At 65.6% G+C, this 26,981-nt stretch carries 23 protein-coding genes and 1 pseudogene; 13 read left to right on the forward strand and 11 right to left on the reverse strand.

What is annotated here, in order from left to right:
• Positions 1-83 precede the first annotated feature (83 nt).
• Both L0U81_RS23830 and L0U81_RS23835 read left to right on the forward strand, forming a co-directional pair.
• Entirely contained in the window at positions 84-767 is a 684-nt protein-coding gene (locus L0U81_RS23830) for a Pr6Pr family membrane protein (RefSeq protein WP_233806189.1), read from the forward strand.
• Between the two features lie 181 nt (positions 768-948).
• A complete protein-coding gene (locus L0U81_RS23835; RefSeq protein WP_233806191.1) occupies positions 949-1,215 on the forward strand; it encodes a CsbD family protein in 267 nt (88 codons plus the stop codon).
• A gap of 1 nt (position 1,216) precedes the next feature.
• Here the strand turns inward: L0U81_RS23835 and L0U81_RS23840 are convergent.
• Together L0U81_RS23840 and L0U81_RS23845 are read right to left on the reverse strand one after the other, a co-directional pair.
• A pseudogene (locus L0U81_RS23840) lies at positions 1,217-1,420 on the reverse strand (exodeoxyribonuclease III); the annotation flags it as partial.
• Positions 1,421-1,569: 149 nt separating this feature from the next.
• Positions 1,570-1,743: a hypothetical protein gene (locus L0U81_RS23845; RefSeq protein WP_233806193.1), complete on the reverse strand. Its 174-nt coding sequence runs from the start codon at positions 1,741-1,743 to the stop codon at positions 1,570-1,572.
• A 148-nt stretch (positions 1,744-1,891) separates the two neighbouring features.
• Here L0U81_RS23845 and L0U81_RS23850 point away from each other — a divergent pair, with 148 nt between their 5' ends.
• From L0U81_RS23850 to L0U81_RS23885, 8 genes are all read left to right on the forward strand, one after another.
• The gene (locus L0U81_RS23850; protein ID WP_233806195.1) at positions 1,892-3,403 is read left to right on the forward strand and encodes an efflux transporter outer membrane subunit; all 1,512 of its coding nucleotides are present in this window, start codon (positions 1,892-1,894) and stop codon (positions 3,401-3,403) included.
• Between the two features lie 14 nt (positions 3,404-3,417).
• Complete coding sequence (locus L0U81_RS23855) at positions 3,418-4,485, forward strand: HlyD family secretion protein (RefSeq protein WP_233806197.1); 1,068 nt, start codon at positions 3,418-3,420, stop codon at positions 4,483-4,485.
• A complete protein-coding gene (gene rbbA / locus L0U81_RS23860) occupies positions 4,485-7,232 on the forward strand; it encodes a ribosome-associated ATPase/putative transporter RbbA (protein ID WP_233806199.1) in 2,748 nt (915 codons plus the stop codon). The genes L0U81_RS23855 and rbbA overlap by 1 nt, the downstream gene beginning before the upstream one ends.
• 1 nt (position 7,233) lies before the next feature.
• Complete coding sequence (locus L0U81_RS23865) at positions 7,234-8,361, forward strand: ABC transporter permease (protein ID WP_233806201.1); 1,128 nt, start codon at positions 7,234-7,236, stop codon at positions 8,359-8,361.
• A 207-nt stretch (positions 8,362-8,568) separates the two neighbouring features.
• Complete coding sequence (locus L0U81_RS23870) at positions 8,569-9,291, forward strand: (2Fe-2S)-binding protein (RefSeq protein ID WP_233806203.1); 723 nt, start codon at positions 8,569-8,571, stop codon at positions 9,289-9,291.
• A gap of 14 nt (positions 9,292-9,305) precedes the next feature.
• Positions 9,306-10,307, forward strand: coding sequence for an FAD binding domain-containing protein (locus tag L0U81_RS23875; RefSeq protein WP_233806205.1), 1,002 nt, complete (start codon positions 9,306-9,308; stop codon positions 10,305-10,307).
• A complete protein-coding gene (locus L0U81_RS23880) occupies positions 10,304-12,517 on the forward strand; it encodes a xanthine dehydrogenase family protein molybdopterin-binding subunit (protein ID WP_233806206.1) in 2,214 nt (737 codons plus the stop codon). The genes L0U81_RS23875 and L0U81_RS23880 overlap by 4 nt, the downstream gene beginning before the upstream one ends.
• A 121-nt stretch (positions 12,518-12,638) precedes the next feature.
• Positions 12,639-13,226 (forward strand): nucleotidyltransferase family protein, encoded by a 588-nt coding sequence (locus tag L0U81_RS23885; protein WP_233806208.1) that lies wholly within the window; start codon positions 12,639-12,641, stop codon positions 13,224-13,226.
• Here the strand turns inward: L0U81_RS23885 and L0U81_RS23890 are convergent.
• Complete coding sequence (locus L0U81_RS23890; protein WP_233806210.1) at positions 13,223-13,921, reverse strand: Crp/Fnr family transcriptional regulator; 699 nt, start codon at positions 13,919-13,921, stop codon at positions 13,223-13,225. The two genes, L0U81_RS23885 and L0U81_RS23890, sit on opposite strands and share 4 nt — an antisense overlap.
• A gap of 89 nt (positions 13,922-14,010) precedes the next feature.
• Between L0U81_RS23890 and L0U81_RS23895 the strand changes: the two genes are divergently transcribed.
• Both L0U81_RS23895 and L0U81_RS23900 read left to right on the forward strand, forming a co-directional pair.
• Positions 14,011-14,778: a class II aldolase/adducin family protein gene (locus tag L0U81_RS23895; RefSeq protein WP_233806212.1), complete on the forward strand. Its 768-nt coding sequence runs from the start codon at positions 14,011-14,013 to the stop codon at positions 14,776-14,778.
• 18 nt (positions 14,779-14,796) lie between these two features.
• On the forward strand, positions 14,797-15,849 hold the full coding sequence (locus L0U81_RS23900) for a 2-dehydropantoate 2-reductase (RefSeq protein WP_233806220.1): 1,053 nt from the start codon (positions 14,797-14,799) through the stop codon (positions 15,847-15,849).
• Here L0U81_RS23900 and L0U81_RS23905 read toward each other — a convergent pair.
• The 4 genes from L0U81_RS23905 to L0U81_RS23920 all read right to left on the reverse strand — a co-directional run bounded on the left by L0U81_RS23905 (position 15,846) and on the right by L0U81_RS23920 (position 20,228).
• The gene (locus L0U81_RS23905) at positions 15,846-16,625 is read right to left on the reverse strand and encodes an OmpW/AlkL family protein (protein WP_233806228.1); all 780 of its coding nucleotides are present in this window, start codon (positions 16,623-16,625) and stop codon (positions 15,846-15,848) included. The two genes, L0U81_RS23900 and L0U81_RS23905, sit on opposite strands and share 4 nt — an antisense overlap.
• A gap of 87 nt (positions 16,626-16,712) precedes the next feature.
• On the reverse strand, positions 16,713-18,503 hold the full coding sequence (locus tag L0U81_RS23910; protein ID WP_233806236.1) for an acyl-CoA dehydrogenase C-terminal domain-containing protein: 1,791 nt from the start codon (positions 18,501-18,503) through the stop codon (positions 16,713-16,715).
• Between the two features lie 14 nt (positions 18,504-18,517).
• Complete coding sequence (locus L0U81_RS23915; RefSeq protein WP_233806244.1) at positions 18,518-19,465, reverse strand: electron transfer flavoprotein subunit alpha/FixB family protein; 948 nt, start codon at positions 19,463-19,465, stop codon at positions 18,518-18,520.
• Positions 19,466-19,475: 10 nt separating this feature from the next.
• Positions 19,476-20,228, reverse strand: coding sequence for an electron transfer flavoprotein subunit beta/FixA family protein (locus L0U81_RS23920; RefSeq protein WP_233806246.1), 753 nt, complete (start codon positions 20,226-20,228; stop codon positions 19,476-19,478).
• 250 nt (positions 20,229-20,478) lie between these two features.
• Between L0U81_RS23920 and L0U81_RS23925 the strand changes: the two genes are divergently transcribed.
• Positions 20,479-23,226: a LuxR C-terminal-related transcriptional regulator gene (locus tag L0U81_RS23925; RefSeq protein WP_233806248.1), complete on the forward strand. Its 2,748-nt coding sequence runs from the start codon at positions 20,479-20,481 to the stop codon at positions 23,224-23,226.
• Positions 23,227-23,315: 89 nt separating this feature from the next.
• On the opposite strand, the gene phaZ is transcribed toward L0U81_RS23925, so the two are convergent.
• The 4 genes from phaZ to L0U81_RS23945 form a co-directional block, all read right to left on the reverse strand.
• A complete protein-coding gene (gene phaZ / locus L0U81_RS23930) occupies positions 23,316-24,149 on the reverse strand; it encodes a poly(3-hydroxyalkanoate) depolymerase (protein ID WP_233806250.1) in 834 nt (277 codons plus the stop codon).
• Positions 24,150-24,231: 82 nt separating this feature from the next.
• A complete protein-coding gene (locus tag L0U81_RS23935; protein ID WP_233806252.1) occupies positions 24,232-24,669 on the reverse strand; it encodes a phasin family protein in 438 nt (145 codons plus the stop codon).
• Positions 24,670-24,734: 65 nt separating this feature from the next.
• Complete coding sequence (locus tag L0U81_RS23940; protein ID WP_233806254.1) at positions 24,735-26,441, reverse strand: alpha/beta fold hydrolase; 1,707 nt, start codon at positions 26,439-26,441, stop codon at positions 24,735-24,737.
• Positions 26,442-26,490: 49 nt separating this feature from the next.
• Positions 26,491-26,955: a MaoC family dehydratase gene (locus L0U81_RS23945; protein WP_233807925.1), complete on the reverse strand. Its 465-nt coding sequence runs from the start codon at positions 26,953-26,955 to the stop codon at positions 26,491-26,493.
• Between the last annotated feature and the right edge of the window lie 26 nt (positions 26,956-26,981).

A 26,981-nucleotide genomic window follows, 5' to 3' on the forward strand; every position in this document is an offset into this window, starting at 1 on the left:
ACCGTAGTATTTTCGCCACCATCGGCTTGCATGCCTGCGAAAGCCCATGCAGCCGCGCGCACACCGCGCGTAGAATCGTTCGCATGCACCCTCCCCCCGTTGCGCAGCGCGAGCCCGAGCTGCCGCTGCATACGCCCAGTGTGTCGTCGCTCATGCTGGCGGCGGTCATTGCCGTCATCGCGTGGATAGCGATCCTCGCGCAAGCCGACCTGACGATCGATCGCACGCTCGCGCGCGGGCTCACCGTGTTCGATGCGCTCGCGCGCATGAGCAGCTACCTGACGAATCTGACGGTGCTCGCCTGCGCGCTCTGCTTCACCTCTATCGCGCTGTGGAAGCACCGCTCTCCGCTCGTGCGCTTTTTCCGGCGGCCGACCGCCGTGACCGCGGTGGTCGCGTACATGGTGTTCGTCGGCATCGCGTATAACCTGCTGTTGCGCGGCCTGTGGCCGCTGTCGCCATACCGGCGCCTGCTCAACGAGTCACTGCACAGCGTGCTGCCGATGCTCGCCGCGCTCTATTGGGTGCTGTTCGTGCCGCGCTTTCATCTGCGGTTGCGCCACTGTCTGCTGTGGCTCGTGTACCCGCTCGCATATCTCGGCATCACGTTCTGGCGCGGCAGCCTGTCCGACTTTTATCCGTATCCGTTCATCAACGTCGAAACGCTGGGGCTACGCCAGGTCCTCGTCAATTCCGCGCTGCTGTTCGGTGGTTTTCTGATGGTGCTGGCCGTGTTCGTCGGGATCAATTTCAGGCGTCGGCGCTGACGTTCCTGCGCGTTGCGGTTTCGCCGCGCGGATTGCGACCCATTGCCGGGCGCACTTCTTGCGCGGCTTCACCGCTGACGCAGGCCGACGCCGCACCGGCGCGGCGTGCGCGACCCGCTTGTACAACGCCGTTGCAATTGCAGCGGGCTCACATGTAAATCTGACAACAGGAGTGATGCAGATGGACACGAATTCAGCGGAAGGCAAGGTGAAGGAAGTCGCAGGCAAGGTGCAAAGCGCCGTTGGCGACGCACTCGGCGACACCAGCTTGCAGGTGGAGGGCAAGGCACGCGAATTGAGCGCCAAGGCGCAGCAGCTGTGCGCGAACACGACGAGCCTCGTGCGTGATACGACGGCAGAAAACCCGTTCGCGACGCTCGCCGTCGTCGCACTCGCCGGGTTCGTGATGGGCGCGCTGTGGTCGCGCGGCGCTCACGCCGGCGAGTAACCTAACCACTCTTCTTCTTGCGGCCCGCGCCCATCTCCAGTTCGATCCAGGTCGGCGCGTGGTCGCTCGCACGCGGTTCGCCGCGCACCCAGCGGTCGACGCCCGCGTCGCGCAGACGCGGCGCGAGATCGGCGCTCAGCAGCAGATGATCGATGCGCAGCGTATCGGTCCAGCCCTGCGCACGAGCCATTGCATAAGAGCCGCGAGGCGCGAGAGGATGCCGTTGATGTTGAACGTCGCAATCCGCAGACTCGCCACGATCGTGGCTCCCTTGCGGCCTGGTTCGGTTATCCCCGGTGCATACGTTCACAGCACTGACCCAACTTTTGGTCAGGACGATTCGTTCCAACTTCATCATTCGCGAAGCGGATATTTTTTTGTTATGCGATTTGATTTTAAAAATATCTCCGTTTTTCCGTAGATATAAAACAGCCTCTCACGGCATCGCAAAGTTGCGGCCTGCGGCAACGCGCCGCGCACTCCCGCCGCAACGCCCCGCAGCCTGCCACGACGCAGGTCAAGCTTCATGCAGAATGCTCGCTACAGGTGTCATCCGGTCGCAGCCCTGGCACTTGTTACGCCATTGCTCGTCACACTTTCGTAAGGTTGATCGCGGCCCGACTACCGTGCAGGCCCGCTACGACACCTACAGCTCACTCAAAAGGAGAGAACAGTGATGATTGACCGCCAGAAACACCTGCGCCGGCCCGTCTTCGCCGCCAGGCAAATGTCTCTGGCGGTACTCGTCGCCCTGCTGGCAGGTTGCGTTTCGCTCGCGCCGCCCTTTGAGCGGCCACCGATGCCAGTGCCCTCCACTTTCCCCGACGCGCACGGCAACCCGACCACCGGCGGCGAGAACGCGCCCGGCGCGGCCGCGGTCGGCTGGCAGGACTATTTCACCGATCCCACACTGCAAAGGCTCATCGGCGAAGCGCTCGACTACAACCGCGATCTCCGGCTGGCGATCCAGCGCGTCGAGGAAGCCCGCGCCATGTACGGCATTCGCCGCGCCGACCAGTTTCCGACCATCGGCGTGGAAGCCGACCTTGCCCGTGCGCGTGTGCCCGCCGACCTTTCGGGTGTCGGCCGGGCCGTGACGGCGAATCAGTTTCAGGTGGGCGTGGGCCTCGCAAGCTGGGAACTGGACTTCTGGGGCCGCGTGGCGAACCTCAGGGAAGCGGCGCTGCAGAACTATCTCGCGACCGATGCCGCGCGCCAGGCCGTCACGCTCACCGTGATCGAGCAGGTCGCCAACAACTACCTGAGCCTGCGCGAACTCGACGAGCGCATCATGCTCATGAACGAGACCATCGCGAGCCGCGAGAAGTCGTACCGCATCTTCAAGCACCGCTATGAAGTGGGCTCGATCTCGCGGCTCGATCTCAAGCAGGTCGAAACATTGTGGCGCCAGGCCGTCGCACTCGGCACGCAACTCCAGCAGCAGCGCGCCACGCGCGTGAACGCATTGCAGGTGCTGGTGGGCAAGCCGGTCGAGCTGCCGCACCAGGACATCAGGCTCGACGACAACGCCGTGATGGCCGACCTGCCCGCGGGCCTGCCCTCCGATCTGCTCGTGAACCGCCCCGACATCGTCAATGCCGAATTCCAGCTGCGCGCGGCCAACGCCAACATCGGCGCGGCGCGCGCCGAGTTCTTCCCGAAGATCACGTTGACGGGCTCGTTCGGCACCGCCAGTACGCAGCTCGACAATCTGTTCACCGGCCCGAGCCGCGCCTGGAGCTTCGGGCCGACCGTCTCGCTGCCCATCTTCGACATGGGCCGCCGCGAGGCGAATCTCGACGTCACGAAGGCGCAGCGCGACCAGGCCGTGACGTCCTATGAACTGGCCGTGCAATCGGCGTTTCGCGACGTGGCGGATGCCATCGCCGCGCGCCAGTGGTTAGCCGAGCAGGTGGACGCCCTGCGTGCGACGGAGAATGCGCAGGCCGAGCGCGCGCGTCTCGCGCAAATGCGCTACGACCACGGCGCCTCGCCGTTCCTCGAAGTGCTCGATGCGCAGCGCGACCTGCTCGACGCGCAGCAGCAGCTCGTGGAAACGCGCCGCGCGCTGCTATCGAGCCGCGTATCGCTCTACTCGGCACTCGGCGGCAGTGGCTTCACCAATGACGTCGCCACGCCCAATCTCACGCCAGCCACGCCCGCCAGCGGCGTGCAAAACCCATCCTGATCGAGGTTCCCTTCATGCAGATTTCAGCCCGTAAACTCATCCCCGCCGTGATCGTGATCGCGCTCGCGGTGGGCGGCTATTTCGGCTGGCGCATGCTGACGGATCGCGGTCCGGGCGCCGGCTTCGTGAGCGGCAACGGCCGCATCGAGGCGACCGAAATCGACGTCGCCACCAAGCTCGCGGGCCGCGTGAAGGACGTGCTCGTGCGCGAGGGCGATTTCGTCACCGCAGGGCAGACGCTCGCGCACATGCAGGTCGAGACGCTGCAGGCACAACGAAACGAAGCCGTCGCGCAGCGTCAGCAAGCCGTGAACACCGAGGCGAGCGCCAAGGCACAGGTCGCGCTGCGCGCGAGCGACCAGCGCGCCGCCGAAGCCACCGTCAAACAGCGTGAAAGCGAGCTCGATGCCGCGCGCCGGCGCCTCGCCCGCTCCGAGACGCTCTCGAAGGAAGGCGCATCCTCAATGCAGGAACTCGACGACGACCGGGCGCGTGTGAAGAGCGCGCAGGCCGCCGTCGACGCCGCGAAGGCCCAGGTCACGGCGGCCGCGGCGGCCGTGACCGCGGCGCGCGCGCAGCAGACGGGCTCGGCTTCGGCCATCAAGGCCGCGCAGGCCACCATCGACCGCGTTCAGGCCGATATCACCGACAGCGACCTCAGGGCCCCGCGCGCCGGCCGCGTGCAGTTTCGCGTGGCGCAGCCCGGCGAAGTGCTCGGCGCGGGCGGCCGGGTCCTCAACATGGTGGATCTCTCCGACGTCTACCTGACCTTCTTCCTGCCCACCAATGCGGCTGGACGCGTGGCGCTCGGCCAGGACGTGCACATCGTCCTCGACGCCACGCCGCAATACGTGATACCCGCGAAGATCACCTTCGTCTCGTCCACCGCGCAATTCACGCCCAAGACCGTGGAAACGCAAAACGAGCGCGAAAAACTCATGTTCCGCGTGAGGGCGCAGATCGATCCCGAACTGCTCGAACAGCATCTCAAGTACGTGAAAACCGGTCTGCCGGGCGTGGCGTGGGTCAAGCTCGACAACGACGCAGAGTGGCCCGCCAACCTCCAGGTGCGGGTGCCCTGATGAGCGAACCCGCCGTTCGCATCGAACACGTCAGCCTGCGCTACGGCAAGACCGTCGCGCTGCGCGACGTTACACAGGACGTGCCCGCAGGGCTCATGGTTGGTCTGATCGGCCCGGACGGCGTGGGCAAGTCGAGCCTGCTCTCGCTCGTGGCCGGCGCGCGCGCCTTGCAGGAAGGCAAGGTGTGGGTGCTTGGCGGCGACATGGCGAGCAAGCAGCATCGCGACGAGGTTTGCCCGCGCATCGCGTACATGCCGCAGGGCCTCGGCAAGAATCTCTACCCCACGCTCTCCGTCGAAGAGAATCTGCAATTCTTCGGGCGACTGTTCGGTCACGACGAAGGCGAACGGCGCCGCCGCATCGACGCGCTCACGCGCAGCACCGGCCTCGATCCCTTTCTCGCGCGGCCAGCCGGCAAGCTCTCGGGCGGCATGAAGCAAAAGCTCGGCCTGTGCTGCGCGCTGATCCACGACCCCGATCTGCTGATTCTCGACGAGCCCACCACGGGCGTCGATCCGCTTGCGCGCGCGCAGTTCTGGGACCTCATCAACGGCATCCGCAAGGAGCGCCCTTCGATGAGCGTGATCGTCGCGACCGCGTATATGGACGAGGCGCAGCGTTTCGACTGGCTGATCGCGATGGACGACGGCGCGATTCTCGCGACCGGCACGCCGGCCGAACTGCTTGCGCGCACTGCGACGGAATCGCTCGAAGAAGCCTTCATCGCCCTTCTGCCCGAGTCCAGAAAGCGCGGCCACGAGCCGGTGCGGATCGTGCCGCTGCAAGCCGACGAGCACGCGGAAATCGCGATCGAAGCGAAGGACCTGACGATGCGCTTCGGCGACTTCGTCGCGGTGGACCACGTGAGCTTTCGCATTCGCCGCGGTGAAATTTTCGGCTTTCTCGGCTCGAACGGCTGCGGCAAGTCCACCACGATGAAGATGCTCACGGGCCTGTTGCCGGCGAGCGAAGGTAAAGCGTGGCTGTTCGGGCGCGAGGTGGACCCGCGCGACCTCGACACGCGCCGTCGCGTGGGCTACATGTCGCAGGCATTTTCGCTGTACAGCGAACTCACGGTGCGGCAAAACCTCGTGCTGCACGCGCGGCTCTTTCACGTGCCAGAGGCGCAGATCGAGGCGCGCGTGACCGAGATGGTCGAGCGTTTCGCTCTGGCCGAAGTACTCGACACGCTGCCCGAGAGCCTGCCGCTCGGCGTGCGTCAGCGCCTCTCGCTTGCGGTGGCGATGGTGCACAAGCCCGAACTGCTGATTCTCGACGAGCCGACTTCGGGCGTCGATCCCGTGGCGCGCGACAACTTCTGGCGCCTGCTCATCGCGCTCGCCCGCGAAGATCACGTGACGATCTTCATCTCCACGCACTTCATGAACGAAGCCGGGCGCTGCGACCGCATCTCGCTCATGCACGCGGGCCGCGTGCTCGTGAGCGACACGCCGGAAGCCATCACGAAAGAGCGCGGCGCGGCAACGCTCGAAGAGGCATTCATCGCGTATCTCGTCGACGCGGGCGCGGGCACCGAACCCAGCGCGACGGGCGAACTCGCGGCGCTCGGCGAAAGCGCCGCGAAAGAGGCTAAAGCAAGCGCTGAGCACGCGCGGCAGCGTGGCTTCAGCTTCCAGCGCGCGTACAGCTACATGTGGCGCGAAGCGCTGGAGCTGCGCCGCGACCCGGTGCGCGCCACGCTCGCGCTTGCGGGTTCGCTGCTGCTGCTCTTCGTGATGGGCTTCGGCATCAGCATGGACGTCGAGGACCTGCGTTTCGCCGTGCTCGACCATGACCGGACCACGCTTTCCCAGAACTACGAATTAAACCTGGCGGGCTCGCGCTACTTCATCGAGCAGCCGCCCATTGCGAACCATGCGGAGTTGGACCAGCGCATGCGCAGCGGCGAACTCGCGCTCGCGCTCGAAATTCCGCCTGGCTTCGCGCGCGACGTGGCGCGCGGCAGACCTGTGCAGATCGGTGTGTGGATCGACGGCGCGATGCCGCAGCGCGCGGAGACGGTGCGTGGCTACGTGCAAGGCATGCACCAGGGGTGGCTGCTTCAGCAGGCCACGCAGCGTCTGGGCACGACCGCGGAGTCAGCCGTGTCGGTGCAAACGCGCTTTCGCTACAACCCCGACGTGCGCAGCCTGCCCGCCATGGTGCCGGCCGTGATCCCGGTGCTGCTGCTCATGATGCCGGCCATGCTCACCGCGCTCGCCGTAGTGCGGGAAAAGGAGCTGGGCTCGATCATCAATCTCTATGTCACACCGGTGACGCGGCTCGAATTCCTGCTCGGCAAGCAGGCGCCCTATGTGCTGCTGGCGCTGCTCAATTTCCTGCTGATGACGCTGCTCGCCGTGACCGTGTTCGGGGTGCCGGTCAAGGGCAGTTTCCTGACACTGCTTGGCGCAGCCGTGCTCTACAGCCTGTGCGCGACGGCCATCGGCCTGCTAGCCTCCACGTTCACGAAGAGCCAGATCGCCGCGCTCTTCTTCACGATGATCGGCACGATGGTGCCGTCCGTGCAGTTCGCGGGGCTGCTCACTCCCGTTTCCTCGCTGGAGGGCGCGGGGCGCGTGATCGGGCAGATCTATCCGGCGAGCTACATGCTCACGATCAGCCGCGGCGTGTTCAACAAGGCACTCCATTTCGGCGACCTCTGGCAGTCGTTCTGGCCGCTCGCCATCGCAACGCCCATCGTGCTTGGCCTGACCGTCGCGCTGCTCAAGAAGCAGGAGACCTGACATGGGCCGCCATCTCGCCAACATCTACCGCCTCGGCGTCAAGGAACTCTGGAGCCTCGCGCGCGACCCCATGCTGCTGCTGCTCATCGTGTTCTCGTTCACGGCGATGATCTATTCGTCAGCGACCGCGCGGCCCGAATCGCTGCACATGGCGCCCATCGCCGTGATCGACCACGACGTCTCACCGCTCTCGCAGCGCATCATCCAGGCGTTCTTCCCGCCGCACTTTCTCGCGCCGCAGCACGTCACGCCCGCCGAGGCCGACGCGGGCATGGACGCGGGCCGCTACACCTTCGTGCTCAACATTCCGCCCAACCTGCAGCGCGACGTACTCGCGGGCCGCTCGGCCGAGGTGCAGCTCAACGTGGACGCCACGCGCATGACCCAGGCGTTCACGGGCAGCAGCTACATCCAGCAGATGCTCGGCGATGAAGTGGGCACCTTCGTGAACCGCTATCGCGCGTCGGATGAATCGCCTGTCGATCTCGCGGTGCGCATGCGCTTCAATCCGAATCTCACGCAGGCGTGGTTCGGCTCGCTCATGGAGATCATCAACAACGTGACGATGCTCTCCATCATCCTCACGGGTGCGGCGCTCATACGCGAGCGCGAGCACGGCACCATCGAGCACCTGCTCGTCATGCCCGTCACGCCCACCGAGATCATGCTCGCCAAGATCTGGTCGATGGGGCTCGTGGTGCTCGTCGCGGCGGCGTTCTCGCTCACCTTCGTCGTGCGCGGCGCGCTGCACGTCCCCATAGAAGGCTCGGTTGCGCTCTTTCTCGCGGGCGCGGCGCTGCACCTGTTCGCCACCACCGCAATGGGCATCTTCATGGCCACGCTCGCGCGCAGCATGCCGCAGTTCGGCATGCTGCTCGTGCTCGTGCTGCTGCCGCTGCAAATGCTCTCCGGCGGCAACACGCCGCGCGAGTCCATGCCGCAGTTCGTGCAGAACATCATGCTCGTCGCGCCCACCACCCACTTCGTCGAGCTCGGCCAGGCCATTCTCTTTCGCGGTGCGGGCATCGCCGTCGTCTGGCAGCCATTTCTCTGGCTCGCCGTGATCGGCAGCGTGCTGTTCGCGTTCTCGCTCATGCGCTTTCGCAAGACGCTTAGCCAGATGGCGTGATTCCGGCGCGCACGAGGCGGCTTTTATTGCGCAAATTAGCCTGCCTTTATTGCGCAGATTGGCTTTGTGCTTGCAGCGAGTTTTTAATACCTTGATACCTGCAGCGGCACTGAAATTGCTGTGCAATGGTTTTGATTCAACGCGATGCGTTGGACATCGACGCGTCGTCAGCCTGCATTGACCTTTCAATGGAGCCAACAGATCGTCATGACCACGCATACAGAATGTCAGGATCACGGCGGCGAGGCCGCTTCAGACCCGTCCCGCGAGCCCGCCACCACGCCTTCACAGCCGTCGCGCCGCCGCTTCCTGCAATCGGCGGCGGCCGCCGCGACGATCGGCGCGGCACCTCATTTGCGCGCGCAAACGCAAGCGCCGGCCCCAGCCTCACCCGCGCCGCAAAGCAACCCCGTGGTGCCGCCACGCCCCGTCACGCTGACCGTCAACGGCCGCGCCTACACGCTGCAACTCGAACCGCGCGTGACCCTGCTCGACGCGTTGCGCGAATACGCGGGACTGATGGGCACGAAGAAAGGCTGCGACCGCGGTCAATGCGGCGCCTGCACGGTGCTCGTCGACGGCCGCCGCATCAACTCGTGCCTGACGCTCGCGGTCATGCATGAAGGCGAGACCATCACGACGGTCGAAGGACTCGCGAGCAACGGCGCGTTGAGTCCGGTGCAGCGCGCGTTCATCGAACACGATGCGTTCCAGTGCGGCTACTGTACGCCGGGGCAGTTGTGCTCGGCGACTGCCCTGCTCAGCGAATTCCGCAACGGCACCGCCAGCACCATGACCGCCGACGTGCGCGCGCGCCCTGCCGCGCTTAGCGACGATGAAATCCGCGAACGCATGAGCGGCAACATCTGCCGCTGTGGCGCGTACGTGAACATCGTCGCCGCGGTGCGCGCCGCGCACGACAACGCCTGATAACGGAGACCGACATGGATGCGATCTCCTACGAGCGCGCCGGCGACGTCGCCGGCGCGGTACGCGCCGCGCAGCAACCGGGCGCGGTGTTTATCGGCGGCGGCACGAATCTGCTCGATCTGATGAAGGGTGGCGTCGCGCGACCGGTACGGCTCATCGATATCACGCATATCAGCGGCCTCGACTCGGTGACGACGCTACCCGGCGGCGGCATCCGCATCGGCGCGCTGGTACGCAATAGCGACGCGGCGAATCACGCGCTGGTGCGTGAGCAGTACCCGCTGCTGTCGCAAGCGCTGCTCGCGGGTGCGTCGCCGCAGTTGCGCAACATGGCGACGGTCGGCGGCAATCTGCTGCAACGCACCCGCTGCGGCTACTTCTACGACACGGCGTTCACGCAATGCAACAAGCGCATGCCCGGCAGCGGCTGCGCGGCGCTCGACGGCCACAACCGCTCGCACGCGATTCTCGGCACGAGCCCGCAATGCATCGCGGTCAATCCGTCGGACATGAGCGTCGCGCTGGCCGCGCTCGATGCGCTGGTGCGCGTGAGCGGCCCCAACGGCGAGCGCACCATCGCCTTCGCCGATTTCCACCGCCTGCCGGGCGACCGGCCCGACGTCGATACCACCTTGCAGCCCGGCGAGTTGATCACCGCGGTCGATCTGCCGCCGCCGCTTTTCAGCGCGCATTCGCATTATCTGAAGGTGCGTGACCGCGCCAGTTACGCGTTCGCGCTGGTATCGGTCGCCGCCGCGTTGCAGATGGACGGCGAGCGCGTGCAGAGCGCGCGCATCGCGCTCGGCGGCGTCGCGCACAAACCGTGGCGCGCGAACGCGGCCGAGCAGATGCTGAGCGGCCAGCCGCTCAGTCAGGCCACGCTGAAAAATGCTGCCGCGGCCGCGTTGAGTGGCGCGCAGCCGCGCCACGACAACGCTTTCAAGGTCCAGCTCGCGCAACGCGCGATCGTGCGTGCGGTCAATCAGGCCGCCGGTTACGCGGGAGGTGTCGCATGAATCTGACCGGACAACCGCTCGATCGCGTCGACGCTCTGCTGAAGGTGACCGGCGAGGCGCGTTATGCAGCCGAATTTCCCGCCGCGCGACTCGCGCATGCGGTGCTCGTGACGAGCACGATCGCCCAGGGCACGATCGCGTCGATCGATGCGAGCCGCGCCGAGGCCGTACCCGGCGTGCTGCTCGTGATGACCTACCAGAACGCGCCGCGCCTGCCGAACGGCGGCAAGCCCGCGCTCGCGCCGCCCGCGGGCCGGCGTCTGTCGCTTCTGCAGGACAACGAAGTGCATTACAACAACGAGCCGGTCGCGGTGGTCGTCGCCGATACGCTCGAACATGCGGCCGACGCCGCGCGCCAGTTGCGCATCGTCTATCAGCCCGGCGCCGCAGCGCTCGACTTCGAGCAGGCGAAGGCGCACGCGCATGCGCCGGACAGACCGCAGGGCCGTCAGACCGACACCCAGCGCGGCAGCTTCGAGGACGGCATGCAAAGTGGCGACGTGCATATCGACGCCACCTACACGACGCCGATCGAGCATCACAACCCGATGGAGCCGCACGCGACGATGGCGCAGTGGGACGGCCCGCAACTGACGCTCTACGATTCGACCCAGGGCGTGAGCGGCGCCGCGCTGGTGCTCGCGAAGACGTTCGGCATTCCGGTGTCCGACGTGCGCGTGATCTCGCCGCTGATCGGCGGCGGCTTCGGCTGCAAGGGCTCGTCGTGGTCGCACGTGTCGCTATGCGTGATGGCCGCGCGGCAAACCGGCCGGCCCGTGCGGCTCGCGCTCGAACGTCCGCAGATGTTCGGCCCGGTCGGCGCGCGGCCGCGCACCGAACAGCACTTCGTGATCGCCGCGCGGCATGACGGCACGCTGACCGCGATGCGTCACGACAGCATCTCGAACACGTCGATGATCGAAGACTGGACCGAGACCTGCTGCATGGTCACGCGCATGCTCTACGCGGTGCCCAACCAGATCACGACGCATCGGCTCGTGCAGCTCAATGTCGGCACCCCGACCTACATGCGCGCGCCCGGCGAAACCACCGGCTCGTTCGCGCTCGAATCGGCGATGGACGAACTCGCCGTCGCGCTGAACATGGACCCGCTTGCACTGCGTCTGAAGAACTACGCGGACAGCGATCCGCAGGAGCACAAGCCCTGGTCGGGCAAGTCGCTGCGCGAGTGCTACCAGATCGGCGCCGAGAAGTTCGGCTGGTCGCGCCGTCCGCATGCGCCACGTTCGATGCGCGAAGGCAACACGCTGATCGGCTACGGCATGGCGACCGCGACCTATCCGGCCAACCGCAGCGAGGCGTCGGCACTTGCGCAGATTCTGCCGGACGGCACCGCGGTGGTCGCATCGGGCACGCAGGAACTCGGCACCGGCACCTATACCGTGATGACCCAGGTCGCCGCCGATGCGCTCGGCTTCACGCCCGAGCAAATCCACTTCGCGCTCGGCGATTCGTCGCTGCCTCGCGCGCCGGTCTCGGGCGGCTCGCAGTCGGCGGCGAGCGTATCGCCTGCGGTGCGCGACGCGGCAAGCCAGGCGCGCAGCCAGTTGATCGCGCTGGCGCTCGCGGACGCGGCCTCGCCCGTGCATGGTCTGCCGCTCGAAGACGTCACCGTCGAAAGCGGCTGGGTCGTGAGCCGCTCGCAACCCGGCAAACGCGATCCGGCCGCGGCGATCATCGCGCGCTCGGGCGGCAAGCCGATCGAGGCCAGCGCGACCGTCAAGCCCGGCGACGAGAAGCAGAAGTACTCGTTCCACTCGTTCGGCGCGGTGTTCGTCGAGGTCCACGTCGATGCCGAGCTCGGCACAATCCGCGTGCCGCGCGTGGTCGCGGTGTACGACGTCGGCCGCGTGCTGAACCAGAAAACCGCGCGCAGCCAGATGCTGGGCGGCATCGTGTGGGGCATCGGCGCGGCGCTGCAGGAGGAAAGCACGCTCGATGCACGCTACGGGCGCTTCACCAACGCGAACCTCGCCGAGTATCACGTGCCGGTGAACGCCGATATCGGCACGATCGACATCACGTTCCTCGACCGGCCCGATCCTTATATCAACTCGCTCGGCGTGCGCGGTATCGGCGAGATCGGCATCACGGCCGTGGTGGCGGCGATCGCGAACGCTGTGTATCACGCGACCGGCGTGCGGGTGCGCGACCTGCCGATCACGCTGGACAAGGTGATGAGGACCTGAACGGGCGGTGGTGATCGACGCATGGCAAGGGCACGGAACGGCAGGCGGCTCGCATCGCCGCTTGCCTCCCACCCCGTCGCACCGCACAATCGGGGGCATTCCTGACTACCGGTATCCGCTGATGGCCTACGCCTCGCTCGCCACTGGCGTGTTGCTCGCCGCCGGTTTCGGCTCGCGCTTCGATCCGAACGGGCTGCACAACAAACTGCTCGCGCGCATGCCCGACGGCACGCCGGTTGCGCATGAAGCCGCGCATCGGCTGCTACGGGTCGTGACGCGAGTGCTCGCCGTGGTGCGGCCGGGCTCCGACGCGCTCGCCCGCGTGCTGAACGACGCCGGCTGCGATGTGGTGTTTGCGGCGAGCGCTGAGCGCGGCATGGGCGCAAGTCTCGCCGCGGGCATCGCGGCGAGCGACGAGGCCGAGGGCTGGCTCGTCGCGCTGGCCGACATGCCGCGCATCGCGCTGCCGACGATCGAAGCGGTAGCGCGCGCGCTCGACAACGGCGCGCCGCTCGTCGCGCCGTTCTACGAAGGCCAGCGCGGCCATCCGGTCGGCTTCGGCATCGAGCATCGCAACGCGCTGCTCGCGCTGGACGGCGACACTGGCGCGAAAGCGCTGCTGATGTCACACGCGCTGACGCGCATCGACGTCGACGACCCGGGCATCTTGCGCGACGTCGATACGCCGGAGGATTTGCGCGCGCTCTAGGCCTCGCCGAGACTGGCCGCCCGCAGCCGCTCGAAATCGAGGATGGCGATTTCCCCGGATTTCAGACTCACGATGCGCTGACTCTCGAGGCTCCTGAGCAACTGATTCGTGGTCTGCCGCGACAGCGACACCATCGAAGCCAGGCTGTCCTGCGAGACGCGTATCCTCGTCTGCGATGCGTTCAGACCGCCATAACCTCCGGCGATCACGAGCAGGCGGTTCGCTACGCGCTGCGCCGCGGGCAACAACCTCATCGCCTCGGTGTTCTCGAACAGAACCCGCAATCTTTGCGCCATCAACAACGCGAAATCGCGCCAATAGCTCGGCGTGGCATCGAGCAGATCCCGCAGCGCGGCTTCGGGCACATGCAACAGAAGCGTGCGGGTGACGGCAGTGGCATCGTTCGGACGCGGCAGCCCATCGAACAGCGAGATTTCGCCGACCCACGCGGTCGGTCCAAGCTCCGCGAGCAACGCCTCTTTCCCGTCCATGCCGACCGAACCGATCGCGAGCGCGCCGCCCAGCACCGCATACAGACCATCGGACGGGTCGCCACGCCGATACAGCGTCTGGCCTTTTTCGAGCGTGCGCAGGACGGCGTGACTCACGAGGGCGTCGCGCAACCCGACGGGCAGGCTCTGGTACCACGGCGTCGTTTCGAGTTGCGACCGGTAGCGGTGCAGACTGGCTTCCATGGGCGGATCGACCTGTCGTCTATCTGACAGATTTTAGGCGGCTTCGCGCGCATCATGTGGACTCGTATCCTCAATCAAGGAGTATCGACGTGAGTTCATCCGCAGTCAGTCTCAAGAACGACGTCTCGCCGGCCGAATGGGAGGCGCGCGTCAATCTCGCCGCCGCCTACCGTCTCACCGCGCTGTTCGGCTGGGACGATCTGGTGTTCACCCACATCTCGGCGCGCGTGCCGGGCCCCGAGCATCACTTCCTGATCAACCCGTACGGCATGATGTTCGACGAAATCACCGCGTCTTCGCTGATCAAGATCGACCTCGACGGCCACAAAGTCAGCGAATCGCCGTATGACGTCAATCCGGCCGGCTTCACGATCCATAGCGCGATCCATGCGGCACGCGAAGACGCGCTGTGCGTGATGCACACGCACTCGGTCAACGGCGTGGCCGTGTCGGCCCAGGCGGAGGGGTTGTTGCCGCTTTCGCAGCAGTCGCTCGGCGTGCTCGCGTCGCTTGGCTATCACGACTACGAGGGCATCGCGCTCAACGAAGCCGAAAAGCCGCGCCTCGTTCAGGACCTCGGACACAACACGAATCTGATGCTGCGCAACCATGGCCTGCTGACGGTCGGCAAGACACCGGCGGACGCCTTCGTCGCGATGTATTTCTTCGAAGCCGCCTGCATGATCCAGGTACGCGCGCAAGCGGGCGGCGGCAAACTCCTGCCCATTGCACAGCCCATTCTCGACAACTTCAAGGAGCAGATCAAGGTCGCGACGAGGGGCGCCGTGCCGGGCGCGCTGGTGTGGCCGGGGCTGCTGCGCCGGCTCGATCGACGTAACCCCGGCTTTGCCGACTAAAGCGATGTGAGAATCCGTATGGCAAAGATCTATATATACGGCGCCGGCTCGATCGGTTGCTATGTCGGCGGACGGCTCCTGGCGGGTGGCAGCGACGTGCGTTTCATTGGGCGCGCGCGCATCGCCGAGCAGTTGCGCAGCCAGGGCATCACGTTGTCGCGGCACGACGATAGCCGCTGGCATGTGCCCCCGGAGCGGACCGACGTGTCGACGGACGCGGCCGCCGCGGCAGACGCCGACCTCGTTCTGGTCACGGTCAAATCCGCTGCGACGGCGACGGCCGGGGCGGAACTGGCGAGTGTGCTGCGCCCCGGCACGATCGTCGTGAGCTTCCAGAACGGCGTCGGCAACGCCGACGTACTGCGCGCCGCGCTGCCGCGGCACACGGTGCTGGAAGGCATGGTGCCGTTCAATGTGGTCGAACGTGGTCCCGGCGTGTTTCATCAGGGCTCGGCGGGCGAGCTCGAAATCCGCCATACGCCGGCCATGCAGCCGTTCGTCGACGCGTTCAGGCGGGCGGGTCTGCCGCTGATCCAGCACAGCGACATGTTGCCGGTGCAGTGGGCCAAGCTGCTGCTGAATCTGAACAACGCCATCAACGCGTTGGCGAACCGGCCTTTGAAGGAGGAGTTGTCACAACGCGCGTACCGCCGCTGCCTCGGCATGGCGCAAAAGGAAGCGCTCGCGCTGCTCAGGCGCGCCGCGATTCGGCCGGCGAGAGTCACCCCGCTGCCGGCCGCGTGGATACCGCGCGTGCTGGGCGTGCCCGATGCGTTGTTCGAACGGCTGGGCCGCACGATGCTGACGATCGATCCGCTCGCGCGCTCATCGATGTCCGACGATCTGGCGGCCGGCCGCGCCACCGAAATCGACTGGATCAACGGCGAAGTCGTGCGCCTCGCCGAGCGCCTTGGGCAAGCCGCGCCGGTCAACGCGCGACTTTGCGAACTCGTCCGGCAAGCCGAGCAGGCCGACATACGTCCTTCGTGGTCGGGTGAAGCGCTGCTGGCCGAGTTGCGGGCAGCGGCGCAGGCCGCCGCGGGTGCCGGGATGCGCTCGCGCCGGAACTAGAACCGGTATCCCACCCCGACGAACGTGATCCACGGATTCGCCGCAATGTGCGTCTTATTGGTCAGCACAGGTTGGCCATTAGCGGCGATGGCCGAGACGGTCGCATTGGTCTTCAGCGGCAGATAAGTCACGGATACGCTGGCGTACCAGTTCTTGCTGATGTTGTAGGACGCACCCGCATTGAATGCCGGGTTCCATGATGGGCTCAGCTCCGCAGTTGCCTGGCCGCCCGGTCCGGCCACCCGCTGCAATGCGCTGCTGAAGGTCGAATTGAGTTCCGTGTGCGAATACCACGTGTAATTGACACCGACACCAAGGAACGGACGCAAGCGCGTCTGTGGCGCGCCGAAGAAGTACCTGACGAACAGAATGGGCGGCCAGGACCGGGTCGTGGCAAGCGGTTGCAGCTTGCCGAAGTCGAGCGTCGGGCCGTGCGGACCGAACGGCGCCGCTGTCCCCTGCGCGTAGAGTTTCAGTTCGGGCGGCACGCCCGTCGCCATGTGCAGCGCGATGTTGTCCGTGACGAAATACGTCAGCGCGAGTTCGGCGGTGAACGTATTGTGTATCTGGCCACCGGTTCCCGGCGACGTGAACGTGCCCGCCGCCGAGGTACTCTGCAACGCCGTTGCGGACGACCCGCCGAAGTCCAGCCATGTGCCGCCCACACTCGTTATCAGGCTGCCCGCGCTTTGCGCCATCGCGCCGCCGCACATCACGCCCGGTATCAGCGCGAGACAGGCGACCCGCTTCCGTTTCAGTTTTCGCTTCGTTCTCATGTTCTCCTCCACTGATTTATTAGTTATCCGGAGCGAAAGGATGAAAGGTTCGAGCTTTCGTTCCGGATTCACGCCGGAGCGTTCGTTTCAGAACTGCTCGTTGGCGATATCGATTGCGCCCGATGCGCCGCGAAGAATCGTCTCCTTGAATGCGAGAGCTTTCGGCAGGATCTTTTCCGCGTAGAAACGCGCCGTGGCGAGCTTGGTCCGGTGAAATTCCGGGTCTTCGTTCACAGCGAGTTTTCTCGCCGCGGCGAGCGCCGCGCGCGCCATCTGCCAGCCGCCGCAGACGTAGCCCATCATCATCAGATATTCGACAGAGCTCGCCAGCGCCGCATCGACGTCGGTCGTCAATGCGCGCAGCAGCCACCGCGTCGCGTGTTCGAGCGCCTGCACGCTGGCCGCGAAAGCGGTGCCGATCGATGCAAGCTGCGCATCCGCGCTGCGCTCGAGTTCCTGCACGACGCCGCGCATTTCCTCGACCAGTTCGAACAGCGCGGCCCCACGGTCCGACGCGAGCTTGCGCCCGACGAGGTCGGCTGCCTGAATGCCTGTCGTGCCCTCGTAGATCGTCGCGATTCGCGCGTCGCGCAGAAACTGGCATGCGCCGGTTTCCTCGATGTAGCCCATCCCGCCATGCACCTGCACACCGAGCGACGCAATTTCGACGCCGAGTTCGGTGCACCATCCCTTCAGCACCGGAATCAAGAAATCGATACGCGCCTGGTAGCGCGCCCGCTCGACGTCGTCCGCGTGCCGGTGCGTGCGATCCATGTCGGCCGCCATCACGTAGGCGAACGCGCGCATGGCCTCGACCTGCGACTTCATCGTCAGCAACATGCGCCGCACGTCGGCGTGCTGAATGATCGCGACCGCTTCGGCCGAGCGGCTTCCCGCGACGCGACCCTGCACCCGCTCCTTCGCATACTCGCGAGCTTGCTGGTACGCACGTTCCGCCATCGCGAGCCCCTGAATGCCGACCTTCTGGCGCGCCTCGTTCATCATCGTGAACATGTGCGCGAGACCTTTGTTCTCGTGCCCGACCAGATAGCCGATCGCGCCATCCTTGTCGCCGAAGCTCATCACGCAGGTCGGACTCGCATGGATACCGAGCTTGTGTTCGAGCGACACGCAGTGGACATCGTTGCGCTCGCCGGGCGAGCCGTCCGCGTTCAGCAGGAACTTGGGCACGAGGAAGAGCGAAATGCCACGCACGCCTTCGGGCGCGTCGGGCGTGCGAGCGAGGACGAGATGGATCACGTTGTCCGTCATATCGTGGTCGCCCCACGTGATGAAGATCTTCTGTCCGTAGAGGCGATAGTGATCGCCCTGCGGCACCGCCTTCGTGCGCACCACGGCGAGATCCGATCCGGCTTGCGGCTCGGTCAGATTCATCGTGGCCGTCCACGCGCCGCCGATCAGTTTGGGTAGATAGCGCTGTTTCAGATCGTCCGAGCCGTGCTGGCGCAATGCCTCGGTCGCGCCGGCCGTCAACAGCGGACACAACGCGAACGCCATGTTCGACGAATTCCACATCTCCACGGTCGCCGCATGCAGCAGTTCGGGCAGCCCCTGGCCGCCGAACGCGGGGTCACCGCTCAGGCCGTTCCATCCACCCGCGGCGAATTGCTGGTAGGCCTGCGCGAAACCGCCGGCGGCGACCACGCCGTCGGGAGTCAGACGCGCGCCCTCTGCGTCGCCGGTTTTGTTGAGCGGCGCAAGCACTTCCGACGCGAGCTTCGAGGCTTCTTCGAGTACGGCTTCCGCCAGTTCCGGCGACACTTCCTCGAAGCCCGGTAACGACGACAGCGCGCCGAGATCCGCCAGTTCCGTCATCACGAAGCGCATGTCGCGCAGCGGTGCAATATAGGTGCTCATCGTTTCGTCCCGAATCAGTTCTGCTGCAGTTTGTCGAGTTCGCCGGACAGCTCCGGCAAGACCTTGAAGAGATCGCCGACGATCCAGTAATCGGCGACCTGGAAAATCGGCGCCTCCTCGTCCTTGTTGATCGCGACGATCACCTTCGAGTCCTTCATGCCGGCCAGATGCTGGATCGCGCCGGAAATGCCCACGGCGATATACAGCTGCGGCGCGATCACCTTGCCGGTCTGGCCGACCTGACAATCGTTCGGCACGAAGCCGGCGTCCACGGCCGCGCGCGATGCGCCGACGGCCGCGCCAAGCTTGCCGGCGAGTTCATCCAGCAGCGCGAAGTTCTCCGCGGAACCCATGCCTCGGCCACCTGAGATCACGCGCTGCGCGGACGTCAGTTCTGGACGCTCCGAGCGTGTCAGTTGCTGGCTCACGAAGCGCGCTCCTTGCACTGGCGGCGCGGGCTCCAATGCTTCGATCGCGGCCGCCGCACCTTGCGCTCCTGCCGCCGCAAAAGCGGTCGTGCGAACGGTGACGACCTTGACGGCGTCGGCGCTTCGCACGGTCGCGAGCACGTTGCCGGCGTAGATGGGGCGCACGAACGTATCGGCGGACTCGATCGCGACGATGTCGGAAATCTGCGCGACGTCGAGCCGCGCGGCCACGCGCGGCATCATGTTCTTCGCGGTCGTGGTGGCCGGCGCGACGATATGGCTGTATGGGCCGGCCATCTTCACGATCAGCGCGGCGAGGTTTTCGGCCAACGCATGACCGTTGTGGGCGGCATCGACAGCCAGCACGCGCGCCACGCCGGCAACCTGGGCCGCCTGCTCGCACACTTTCGCGGATTGCGATCCGGCGACGAGAACATGAATATCGCCGCCCAGTTGCGCGGCGGCCGTGACGGCGTTCAGCGTGGCGGCCTTGAGCGTCCGATTGTCGTGCTCTGCGATAACGAGTACGGGCATTTGTCTCCCCTTATCCAATGACGTGTGCAACGTTTTTCAACTTGCTGATCAGTTCCGCGGCGTCTGCGACGCGCACGCCCGCCGCGCGCTTCGCGGGTTCCGCGAGCGTCAGCGTCGTCAGCCGCGGCGTGACATCGACGTCGAGCGCGGCCGGCGTCACGACGTCGAGCGGTTTCTTTTTGGCCTTCATGATGTTGGGCAGCGTCGCGTAGCGCGGCGTATTCAGCCGCAGATCGGCGGTGACGACGGCGGGCAGATCGACTTCGAGCGTTTCCAGACCGCCGTCGATTTCACGCGTCACCGTGGCCTTGCCCGCATCGAGCGCGACTTGCGATGCAAACGTCGCCTGCGGCCAGTCCAGCAGCGCCGCGAGCATCTGACCGACCTGGTTGGCATCTTCGTCGATGGCCTGCTTGCCCAGCATCACCAGTTGCGGCTGCTCCCTGTCGACCAGCGCCTTCAGCAGCTTCGCGACCGCAAGCGGCTGGAGTTCGGCATCGGTCTGAACCAGAATCGCGCGGTCCGCGCCGACCGCCATCGCGGTGCGCAGCGTTTCCTGGCATGCGGGCACACCGCACGACACCACGACCACCTCGCTCACGACACCGGCTTCCTTCATGCGCACGGCTTCTTCCACGCTGATTTCGTCGAACGGGTTCATCGACATCTTCACGTTCGCGATATCGACGGCGCTGCCGTCGGCCTTCACGCGAACCCTCACGTTCGCGTCCGCGACGCGCTTGACGGGTACGAGTACTCTCATTGGCGACTCACTCCTTGGATACAAAGGCATTGAATGGGGGCAGTCACGGGCCCGGCAGACGCGTCTCCTCCTGCGAGGCCGTTGGCGTATCATCGAGTGATGTTCCCGGACCGTTATTCGGCTGCACTTCGATCTCCGCGATGGAATGCATAGTGACGTCGTGCGGTGCTGTGCAATATCCCCCGTATAGGGGACTGCGCTAGCTCGGGCGGGGGATCGTCAGGGTTGCCCCGGGCCTTCGGAGCCGCCAATGCAAATGATCGACGTCACAGCGCGAGGCAAACCCTCTCTGCTTCTGGCCACGAAGCTCGTGCCGCCGCGCTTGCCGTCCGGGTTGATCGAGCGCCCACGGTTGATCGGGCTGACCGCCCAGGCCGAACACAAACGGCTCATCGTCATCAAGGCGCCCGCGGGCTTCGGCAAGACGTCGCTGGCGCTCGCGTGGGTCGAGCGGCTGCGTGCGAGCGGCGCACACGTGGCCTGGCTCTCGCTCGACACGGACGACGACGAGCCCGCCCGTTTCCTCCACTATCTCGCGCAGGCCTTGCGGCACGCGTGCGGCGACGTCGGCGCGTCGGCGATCGGCCTGACGGCCGAGGCGTCCCTCGTGCCCGCGCAGTCGATCGTGGCGACGCTGATCAATGAACTTCTCGAAGTCGATGACGAGGTCTATCTGTTCCTCGACGACTATCACCTGATCAGCCTGCCCAGCATTCACGATGTCGTCGCGTTCTTCATCGAGCACATGCCGTCGCATGTGCATCTGGTGGTCTGCACGCGGGTCGATTCCGCGCTGCCGCTCGCCCGCCTGCGGGCCAGCAACGAACTGCTGGAAATCGACGCGGCGGCACTGCGCTTCAACTTCGACGAAACCCAGTGCTTCATCGAACGTGAGTGTCCGGGCATGGGCGCGTCCACCGTCAAGTCGCTCTACGCGAGCACCGAAGGCTGGGCCGCGGCGCTGCGCATTTCGGCCTCGGTGCTGGCACGCGAGGAACCTTCGCCCGGTGCCGGGGCGGCCACGCCATCGGGCGCATCGAGGCCATTCGCCGCGTACCTCGAAGACATGCTCAAGCACCTGCCGCCACAGAAGGTCGACTTCATGTTGCGCACCTCGATACTCGACCGGTTGAGCGCATCGCTATGCGAAGCGGTGACGGGCGTCGAGGACAGTCAAGGCATGCTGGAGGCGATCGCCGCGCGTCAGCTTCTGCTGGAACCGATGGACGTCGAGGGGCGCGAGTTCCGCTATCACCATCTGATGCGCGACTACCTGCGCCAGCGGCTCGAAACACAGTACCGCCACGAAGTCGCGGACGTGCATCGGCGCGCGTGTCAGTGGTACACGCAACAGGAGCAATGGACGGACGCGGTGCGCCACGCGATCGCGGCCGGCGCGACCGACGAGGCGATCGCGCTGATGGGCCGCTGCGCGATGACCCTCGTCACGAAAGGCGATCTGCTCACGCTGCTCGGCTGGCAGCGCCAGTTCCCGGCGCACCTGATGCGGGGGCAGTTGCGGGTCAGGCTCGCGATCGCCTGGGGCATGGCGCTGGCATTGCGCTTCGACGACGCGCTGACGATGCTCGATGCGATCGAGCGCGACACCGCGATCGACACCGGCCCCGACACCGCACGCATGCGCTGGGAGTGTCAGGCCATCCATGCGGTCCTGGCGGCGTTGCAGGACGACCCGCAACGCGCGCTGCCGATCGCGCAGGCCTGTCTCGATCGACCATCGGACGATGCCTGGACCACCAACGTCGTGTCCAACGTCGTGCGCTTCGCGCACTGGAAAGCGGGGCGGCTCGAAGCGCTCTATGCCACCCCGTGGATTCCCTATTCGATCGAGGACGACCAGCGCAACGTGTTCTCCTCCGCATACCGGCTGTGCCTGCTCGGCCACGCGGAAATGCAGCAGCTGCACTTTGTGCTGGCCGAGCGGTATTTCATCCGGTCGATGCATCTGGCCGAGCGTTACTCGGGCCCGCAGTCGATCTCCGCCGCGCTGTGCGCGCCGATGCTCGCGCAGATCCGCTACGAGCAGGGCCGCCTCGATGAAGCCGAAGCGCTTCTGCTCGATCTGATGCCGATCGTCGATGCGGCTGTCCTGCTGGACAGCGTGCTGATCGCGTATCGTCTGCTGATCCGGATTGCGATTGCGCGCTCGAACGCCGCGCACGCCTACGCGCTGCTCGACCACGCGCAAGACCTCGGCCACCAGCGAGGCTGGCCGCGCCTCGTTGCCGCGGCGCTCGTCGAGCGCACCCGGCTGCACATCAGCGAAGGAAGAATGACGGAAGCCGCCGCGTGCGTTTATCAACTCGACGCGCTCGCGGCGCGTGACCCTCAATCGTCGACGCCCGTGTCCGCGGAAATCGACATCTATCGCGCACTCGCCGCCGGCTGCGTGGCGACGGCGCAGAGCCGCACGCGCGAAGCCGTCGAGTATCTGAGTGCCGCGCGGCGCAGCGCCGAAAGCCGTCACGGCGACTATCTCGCGCTACGCTTGCGCACCACGCTCGCGCTCGCGTGGATGACCGCGGGCCAGGTTCGAGAGGCGATCGAGGTGTTCGGCGAAGTCGTCAAAGTGGCCGGGCCCGCCGGCATCTACCAGTCGATTCTCGACCAGGGCGCGGGCATCGGAACGCTGCTGCAGGCAATGCGCGACGCGGCTCGCAGCGCTGCGGGCAACCCCGCACAAACGAAGGACGCAGCAAGTTACATCGACCGTCTTTGCGACGGCTGGCGTGCTCTCTATCAGCCCGGCAGCCACGCCCAGCGCGACGCCGAACGCGAAGCGCTGAGCGCGCGGGAGAGCGAAATTGTCGGCTTGATCGCGCAGGGGCAGTCGAACAAGGAAATCGCGCGCAGTCTCGGGATTGCGCCGGAGACGGTCAAGTCGCACGTGAAGAGTATTTTCCTGAAGCTCGAGGTCGACAAACGCGCGCATGCCGTGTCCCGCGCGCAAGCGTTGGGGTTATTGCGCCACGGTTAGCTTCATAGGTAACACGGCGTGCGTTCACCTCGCTACCGCGAATGAGGCCGCATGCAGACAGGTTGCGGCCCAGCGCATACGGCGCAAGCTCAACCTTCCTCCGCGCGAAGGAACTTGCGCACGACCGGCCCGACTTCCCGTGCGCGCGTGATCAGGAACAGATGGCCGTCGTCGATCACATACAGCGCGGCGTGGGGAATACGCGCCGCAACAATCTTCGCGTTGGACAACGGCACGATCGGATCGTCGTTGCCATGCATGACGAGCGTCGTCTGTTGCAACGTACAGAGCCAATGCAGACTGGTCCAGCCCCATGCAGCCATCAGTTGATACAGATAGCCGCGCCCACGCGGCGGCTGGATATGGCGGCTGTGCTCGCTGAGCAGGTCCGGATCGCGCCGGTAGGCGCCGCCGTAGATTTCCGCCCCGACCCGTTGCAGGTAGGCGGGATCGGTATAACGTCGCGGCCCGATCAGCTTCGTTAACACGGAGAGTTTGGCCGGCACCATCAGCACACCCGGCGAAGTCGCGGCGAGAATCAGCCTGCGGCAACGCTGCGGATATTGCCGCGCGAACTGCTGCGCGAGCGCGCCGCCCCACGATACGCCGAGCACATCGACCGGGCCATCGTGACCAAGCCGCCGCAGCAGCTTGTCAGTCAGCACCGCGAGTGTCGAAAACCGGTACGGCGCGAGAGGCGCCGGTGAGCCGCCCACACCGGGAATGTCGAAAATGACGACGCCGACATCCCCGAGGGCTTCGACGAAAGGCTCGACCAGTTCCAGATTGGCGCCAATGCCGTTGAAGATGACGAGCGGCGGCGAAGCGTCGCTACCCTGCCGAACGCCGACACGCACTAACTGGCCGTCCAGATCGATCATCCGGATTTGCATGCTGCTGACAGACTCGGTCGTGGTATTCATTTCTTTCATCCGTACAAAACCTCCCCGCAACATGATTCGCCGTCGTATCGGCGTCCGACGACGCCGTTGCCGCAGCCGAGCCTCAACGGGCAGGTTGCAGCAGCGCCTTCAATTCCTCGACGTTCTCGGCGACGCGGCGCGTGATCACCGCATAGCCGTCGGCATGGACACGGTACGCCGTTTCGGCGAGTTCGCGCACGTCGGCCAGCGCCTTCTGCCACGCTTTCGACGCCTGCTGCGTCGCTTCGCCGGCGGCCGCGGCCGGAGCCGGTTTGACCGTTGCGCCATTGTGCTGCGCGACCAGCGACTGAAGTCGGGTGATTGCCGCGCTCACGATCTCCGTCTGCTTCTGACCGAGCGCCTGCAGACCTGACAGCGCCGTCGTGTTGGCGGCTGCCAGCGCCTCGAAGTCCTTACGGCGCGATTCCAGCACAGCGCTAGCGTCAAAGGCAGGTACTTTGAACTGCTTGACGAGCTTCAGGGATTCAGCAAAAAAACTGTTGTTCTGGGTTGATTCCATGGTTGGTTCTCCGAATAAAACGGGTTGAATCGATGGCGGCGAGAGACGCCGCCACGTTATGTGCGTCACGCTTCGATGACGTAGGTGCCGGGTGATGCGGCGAGCGACGGATGCCGCTCGTTGCCAGGCGCAGCCGGCGCTGCGCGTTTCTCGCCGGAGCGCGTGGACAGCCAGTCGCGCCAATCGCTCCACCACGAATCCTTGTGCGCCTGCGCATTCGCCAGCCACGCGTCGGCCTGCGAAGGCAGTTCGGCATTGAGGTAGAACTTCGACTTCGGATTGCCGGGCGGGTTGATCAGACTCTGAATGTGACCGCTCGAACTCAGCACGAACCGGGTGTGGCCGCCGAACAGCCGGGCAGTGTTGTAGACGCCCTTCCACGGCGTGATATGGTCGGTGATACCAGCCACCACGTACTTGTCGCACGTCACGTCGGACAGGTCGATCGGCGTATCGAGAACGCTCAGCGCGCCGGGTTTCGTGAACAGGTTGCCCATGAAAATGTCGAGCAACTGGCCATGCAGCCTGGCCGGCAAACGCGTCGTGTCGTTGTTCCAGTACAGGATGTCGAACGCGGGCGGTGTCTTGCCCATCAGATAGTTGTTGACCCAGTAGTTCCACACGAGATCATTGGGTCTCATCCACGCGAACACGCGGCCCATCTCTTCGCCGGCGAGCACGCCGCGCGACGTGCTGTTCTGCTTGGCCGCGGCAATCGCCTCGGGGGTCGCGAACAGACCGAGCTGCGAATCGGCGGTGTTGTCGAGCACGGCCACCATCAACGAGGCCGCGTGCACCGATTTATCGCCGCGGCTCGCCAGGTGCCCGAGCAAGGCCGAGATGGTCATCGCGCCGGAACACGCGCCGTGCAGATTGACGTCGTCGCTGCCCGTGATATCGCGCACCGCCGCGATCGCTTCGAGAAGCGCCGCCACGTAGGTGTCGAGATCCCAGTGGGACTGCGCGGCGGTCGGATTGCGCCAGCTCACCACGAAGACCTGCAGCTCGTTCTTCACCAGATAGTCGACGATGCTTTTGCCTTCCGACAGATCGAACACATAGAACTTGTTGATCTGCGGCGGCACGATCAACTGCGGACGGCTGTAGACCTGCGTGGTCGCCGGCGCGTACTGGATCAACTCCAGCACTTCGTTGCGAAACACCACGGAGCCGCGCGACGTGCCGAGGTTCTTGCCCACCTCGAACGCCGTCTTGTCGACCTGGGCCGGCATGCCCTGGTGCTTCAGCAGATCCGTCACGATGTTCTTGAACCCGCCCAGCAGACTCGCGCCGCCCGAATCGACGATCTTCTTGATGGCCGCCGGATTGCCGAGCAGCGTGTTGGTCGGCGACAACGCGTCCGTGTACAACGACAGTACGAACTGCGCGCGCTCCTTGGTCTTCGGGTCGAGCGCCGAGCGATCGACGAACCCGGTCAGCGCATCACGCCACGCGAAATAGCCTTGCAGCGTCATGCGATACAGCGAATTTTCCTGCCACGCCGAATCGCCGAAGCGCTTGTCTCCCGGCGGCGGCGCGGGTTGCCCGTTGCCGCTCAGTACCGCGATCAGTTCGCGCGCGAGCTTCGCTTCCTGCTCGACGACGAGCGCCGGTTGCCGCAAGGCCTGCGCGCCGATCTGTTGCGCGGTGGCGAGAACGTCGACCGCGCGCAGCCCGACAAACGGGTTGGGGCCCAACATGCCCTCCGTGGCCGACGCCGCGAGATCGTCCGGCTGTTCGCTGCGCTCCATGCTTTCAGTGCTTACCGCCATTTCTCCTGCTCCTCAAAACGACTTATCCAGTCCTGTCAAACACGTCTGCTCACGCGACCAGCATCGCCAGGGTCTCGGCGATCAGCGCCGGCTTGTCCTCGCCGTCGATCTGCAACTCATTCGCCATCCTGACGATCACCCTGCCGCCGCTCTTTCTTTCCACCGCCAGCAACGTCGCGCGGCTTCGCACACGCGCGCCAGCTTTGACGGGCGTCATGAAGCGCACCTTGTCGAGCCCGTAGTTGAGCCCGGCCGACGCATCCTTGGGAATCACGCCAATCTCGATCGCGAGCGCCGCCAGCAGCGACAGCGTCAGATAGCCGTGGGCAATGGTTCCGCCGAACGGGCTCTCGCGTTTCGCGCGCTCGACATCGACGTGAATCCACTGCGTGTCGCCCGTGCATTGCGCGAATGCGTCGATGCGCGCCTGATCGACGACGACCCAGTTAGACACACCGAGTTCGCGACCGACGAAGCTCTCGAGCGCGGCCATGCTGTATTCATTGCTGTTCATCATTTCTGCTCCTCCGTGTTCCTCGT

Origin of the sequence: Paraburkholderia sp. HP33-1 (assembly GCF_021390595.1) — a bacterium.
Classification (GTDB): Bacteria; Pseudomonadota; Gammaproteobacteria; order Burkholderiales; family Burkholderiaceae; genus Paraburkholderia.

Excerpts from the sequence above, each read along its gene's own strand:
- L0U81_RS23885 (WP_233806208.1), top strand. The coding sequence starts at position 12,639 with ATGGCCTACGCCTCGCTCGCCACTGGCGTGTTGCTCGCCGCCGGTTTC.
- L0U81_RS23845 (WP_233806193.1), bottom strand. The coding sequence starts at position 1,743 with ATGAAGCTTGACCTGCGTCGTGGCAGGCTGCGGGGCGTTGCGGCGGGA.
- L0U81_RS23905 (WP_233806228.1), bottom strand. The coding sequence starts at position 16,625 with ATGAGAACGAAGCGAAAACTGAAACGGAAGCGGGTCGCCTGTCTCGCG.
- L0U81_RS23865 (WP_233806201.1), top strand. The coding sequence starts at position 7,234 with ATGGGCCGCCATCTCGCCAACATCTACCGCCTCGGCGTCAAGGAACTC.
- L0U81_RS23830 (WP_233806189.1), top strand. The coding sequence starts at position 84 with ATGCACCCTCCCCCCGTTGCGCAGCGCGAGCCCGAGCTGCCGCTGCAT.
- rbbA (WP_233806199.1), top strand. The coding sequence starts at position 4,485 with ATGAGCGAACCCGCCGTTCGCATCGAACACGTCAGCCTGCGCTACGGC.
- L0U81_RS23940 (WP_233806254.1), bottom strand. The coding sequence starts at position 26,441 with ATGGCGGTAAGCACTGAAAGCATGGAGCGCAGCGAACAGCCGGACGAT.
- L0U81_RS23870 (WP_233806203.1), top strand. The coding sequence starts at position 8,569 with ATGACCACGCATACAGAATGTCAGGATCACGGCGGCGAGGCCGCTTCA.
- L0U81_RS23900 (WP_233806220.1), top strand. The coding sequence starts at position 14,797 with ATGGCAAAGATCTATATATACGGCGCCGGCTCGATCGGTTGCTATGTC.
- L0U81_RS23880 (WP_233806206.1), top strand. The coding sequence starts at position 10,304 with ATGAATCTGACCGGACAACCGCTCGATCGCGTCGACGCTCTGCTGAAG.
- L0U81_RS23935 (WP_233806252.1), bottom strand. The coding sequence starts at position 24,669 with ATGGAATCAACCCAGAACAACAGTTTTTTTGCTGAATCCCTGAAGCTC.
- phaZ (WP_233806250.1), bottom strand. The coding sequence starts at position 24,149 with ATGAATACCACGACCGAGTCTGTCAGCAGCATGCAAATCCGGATGATC.
- L0U81_RS23925 (WP_233806248.1), top strand. The coding sequence starts at position 20,479 with ATGCAAATGATCGACGTCACAGCGCGAGGCAAACCCTCTCTGCTTCTG.
- L0U81_RS23910 (WP_233806236.1), bottom strand. The coding sequence starts at position 18,503 with ATGAGCACCTATATTGCACCGCTGCGCGACATGCGCTTCGTGATGACG.
- L0U81_RS23890 (WP_233806210.1), bottom strand. The coding sequence starts at position 13,921 with ATGGAAGCCAGTCTGCACCGCTACCGGTCGCAACTCGAAACGACGCCG.
- L0U81_RS23920 (WP_233806246.1), bottom strand. The coding sequence starts at position 20,228 with ATGAGAGTACTCGTACCCGTCAAGCGCGTCGCGGACGCGAACGTGAGG.
- L0U81_RS23835 (WP_233806191.1), top strand. The coding sequence starts at position 949 with ATGGACACGAATTCAGCGGAAGGCAAGGTGAAGGAAGTCGCAGGCAAG.
- L0U81_RS23915 (WP_233806244.1), bottom strand. The coding sequence starts at position 19,465 with ATGCCCGTACTCGTTATCGCAGAGCACGACAATCGGACGCTCAAGGCC.
- L0U81_RS23945 (WP_233807925.1), bottom strand. The coding sequence starts at position 26,955 with ATGAACAGCAATGAATACAGCATGGCCGCGCTCGAGAGCTTCGTCGGT.
- L0U81_RS23875 (WP_233806205.1), top strand. The coding sequence starts at position 9,306 with ATGGATGCGATCTCCTACGAGCGCGCCGGCGACGTCGCCGGCGCGGTA.
- L0U81_RS23850 (WP_233806195.1), top strand. The coding sequence starts at position 1,892 with ATGATTGACCGCCAGAAACACCTGCGCCGGCCCGTCTTCGCCGCCAGG.
- L0U81_RS23855 (WP_233806197.1), top strand. The coding sequence starts at position 3,418 with ATGCAGATTTCAGCCCGTAAACTCATCCCCGCCGTGATCGTGATCGCG.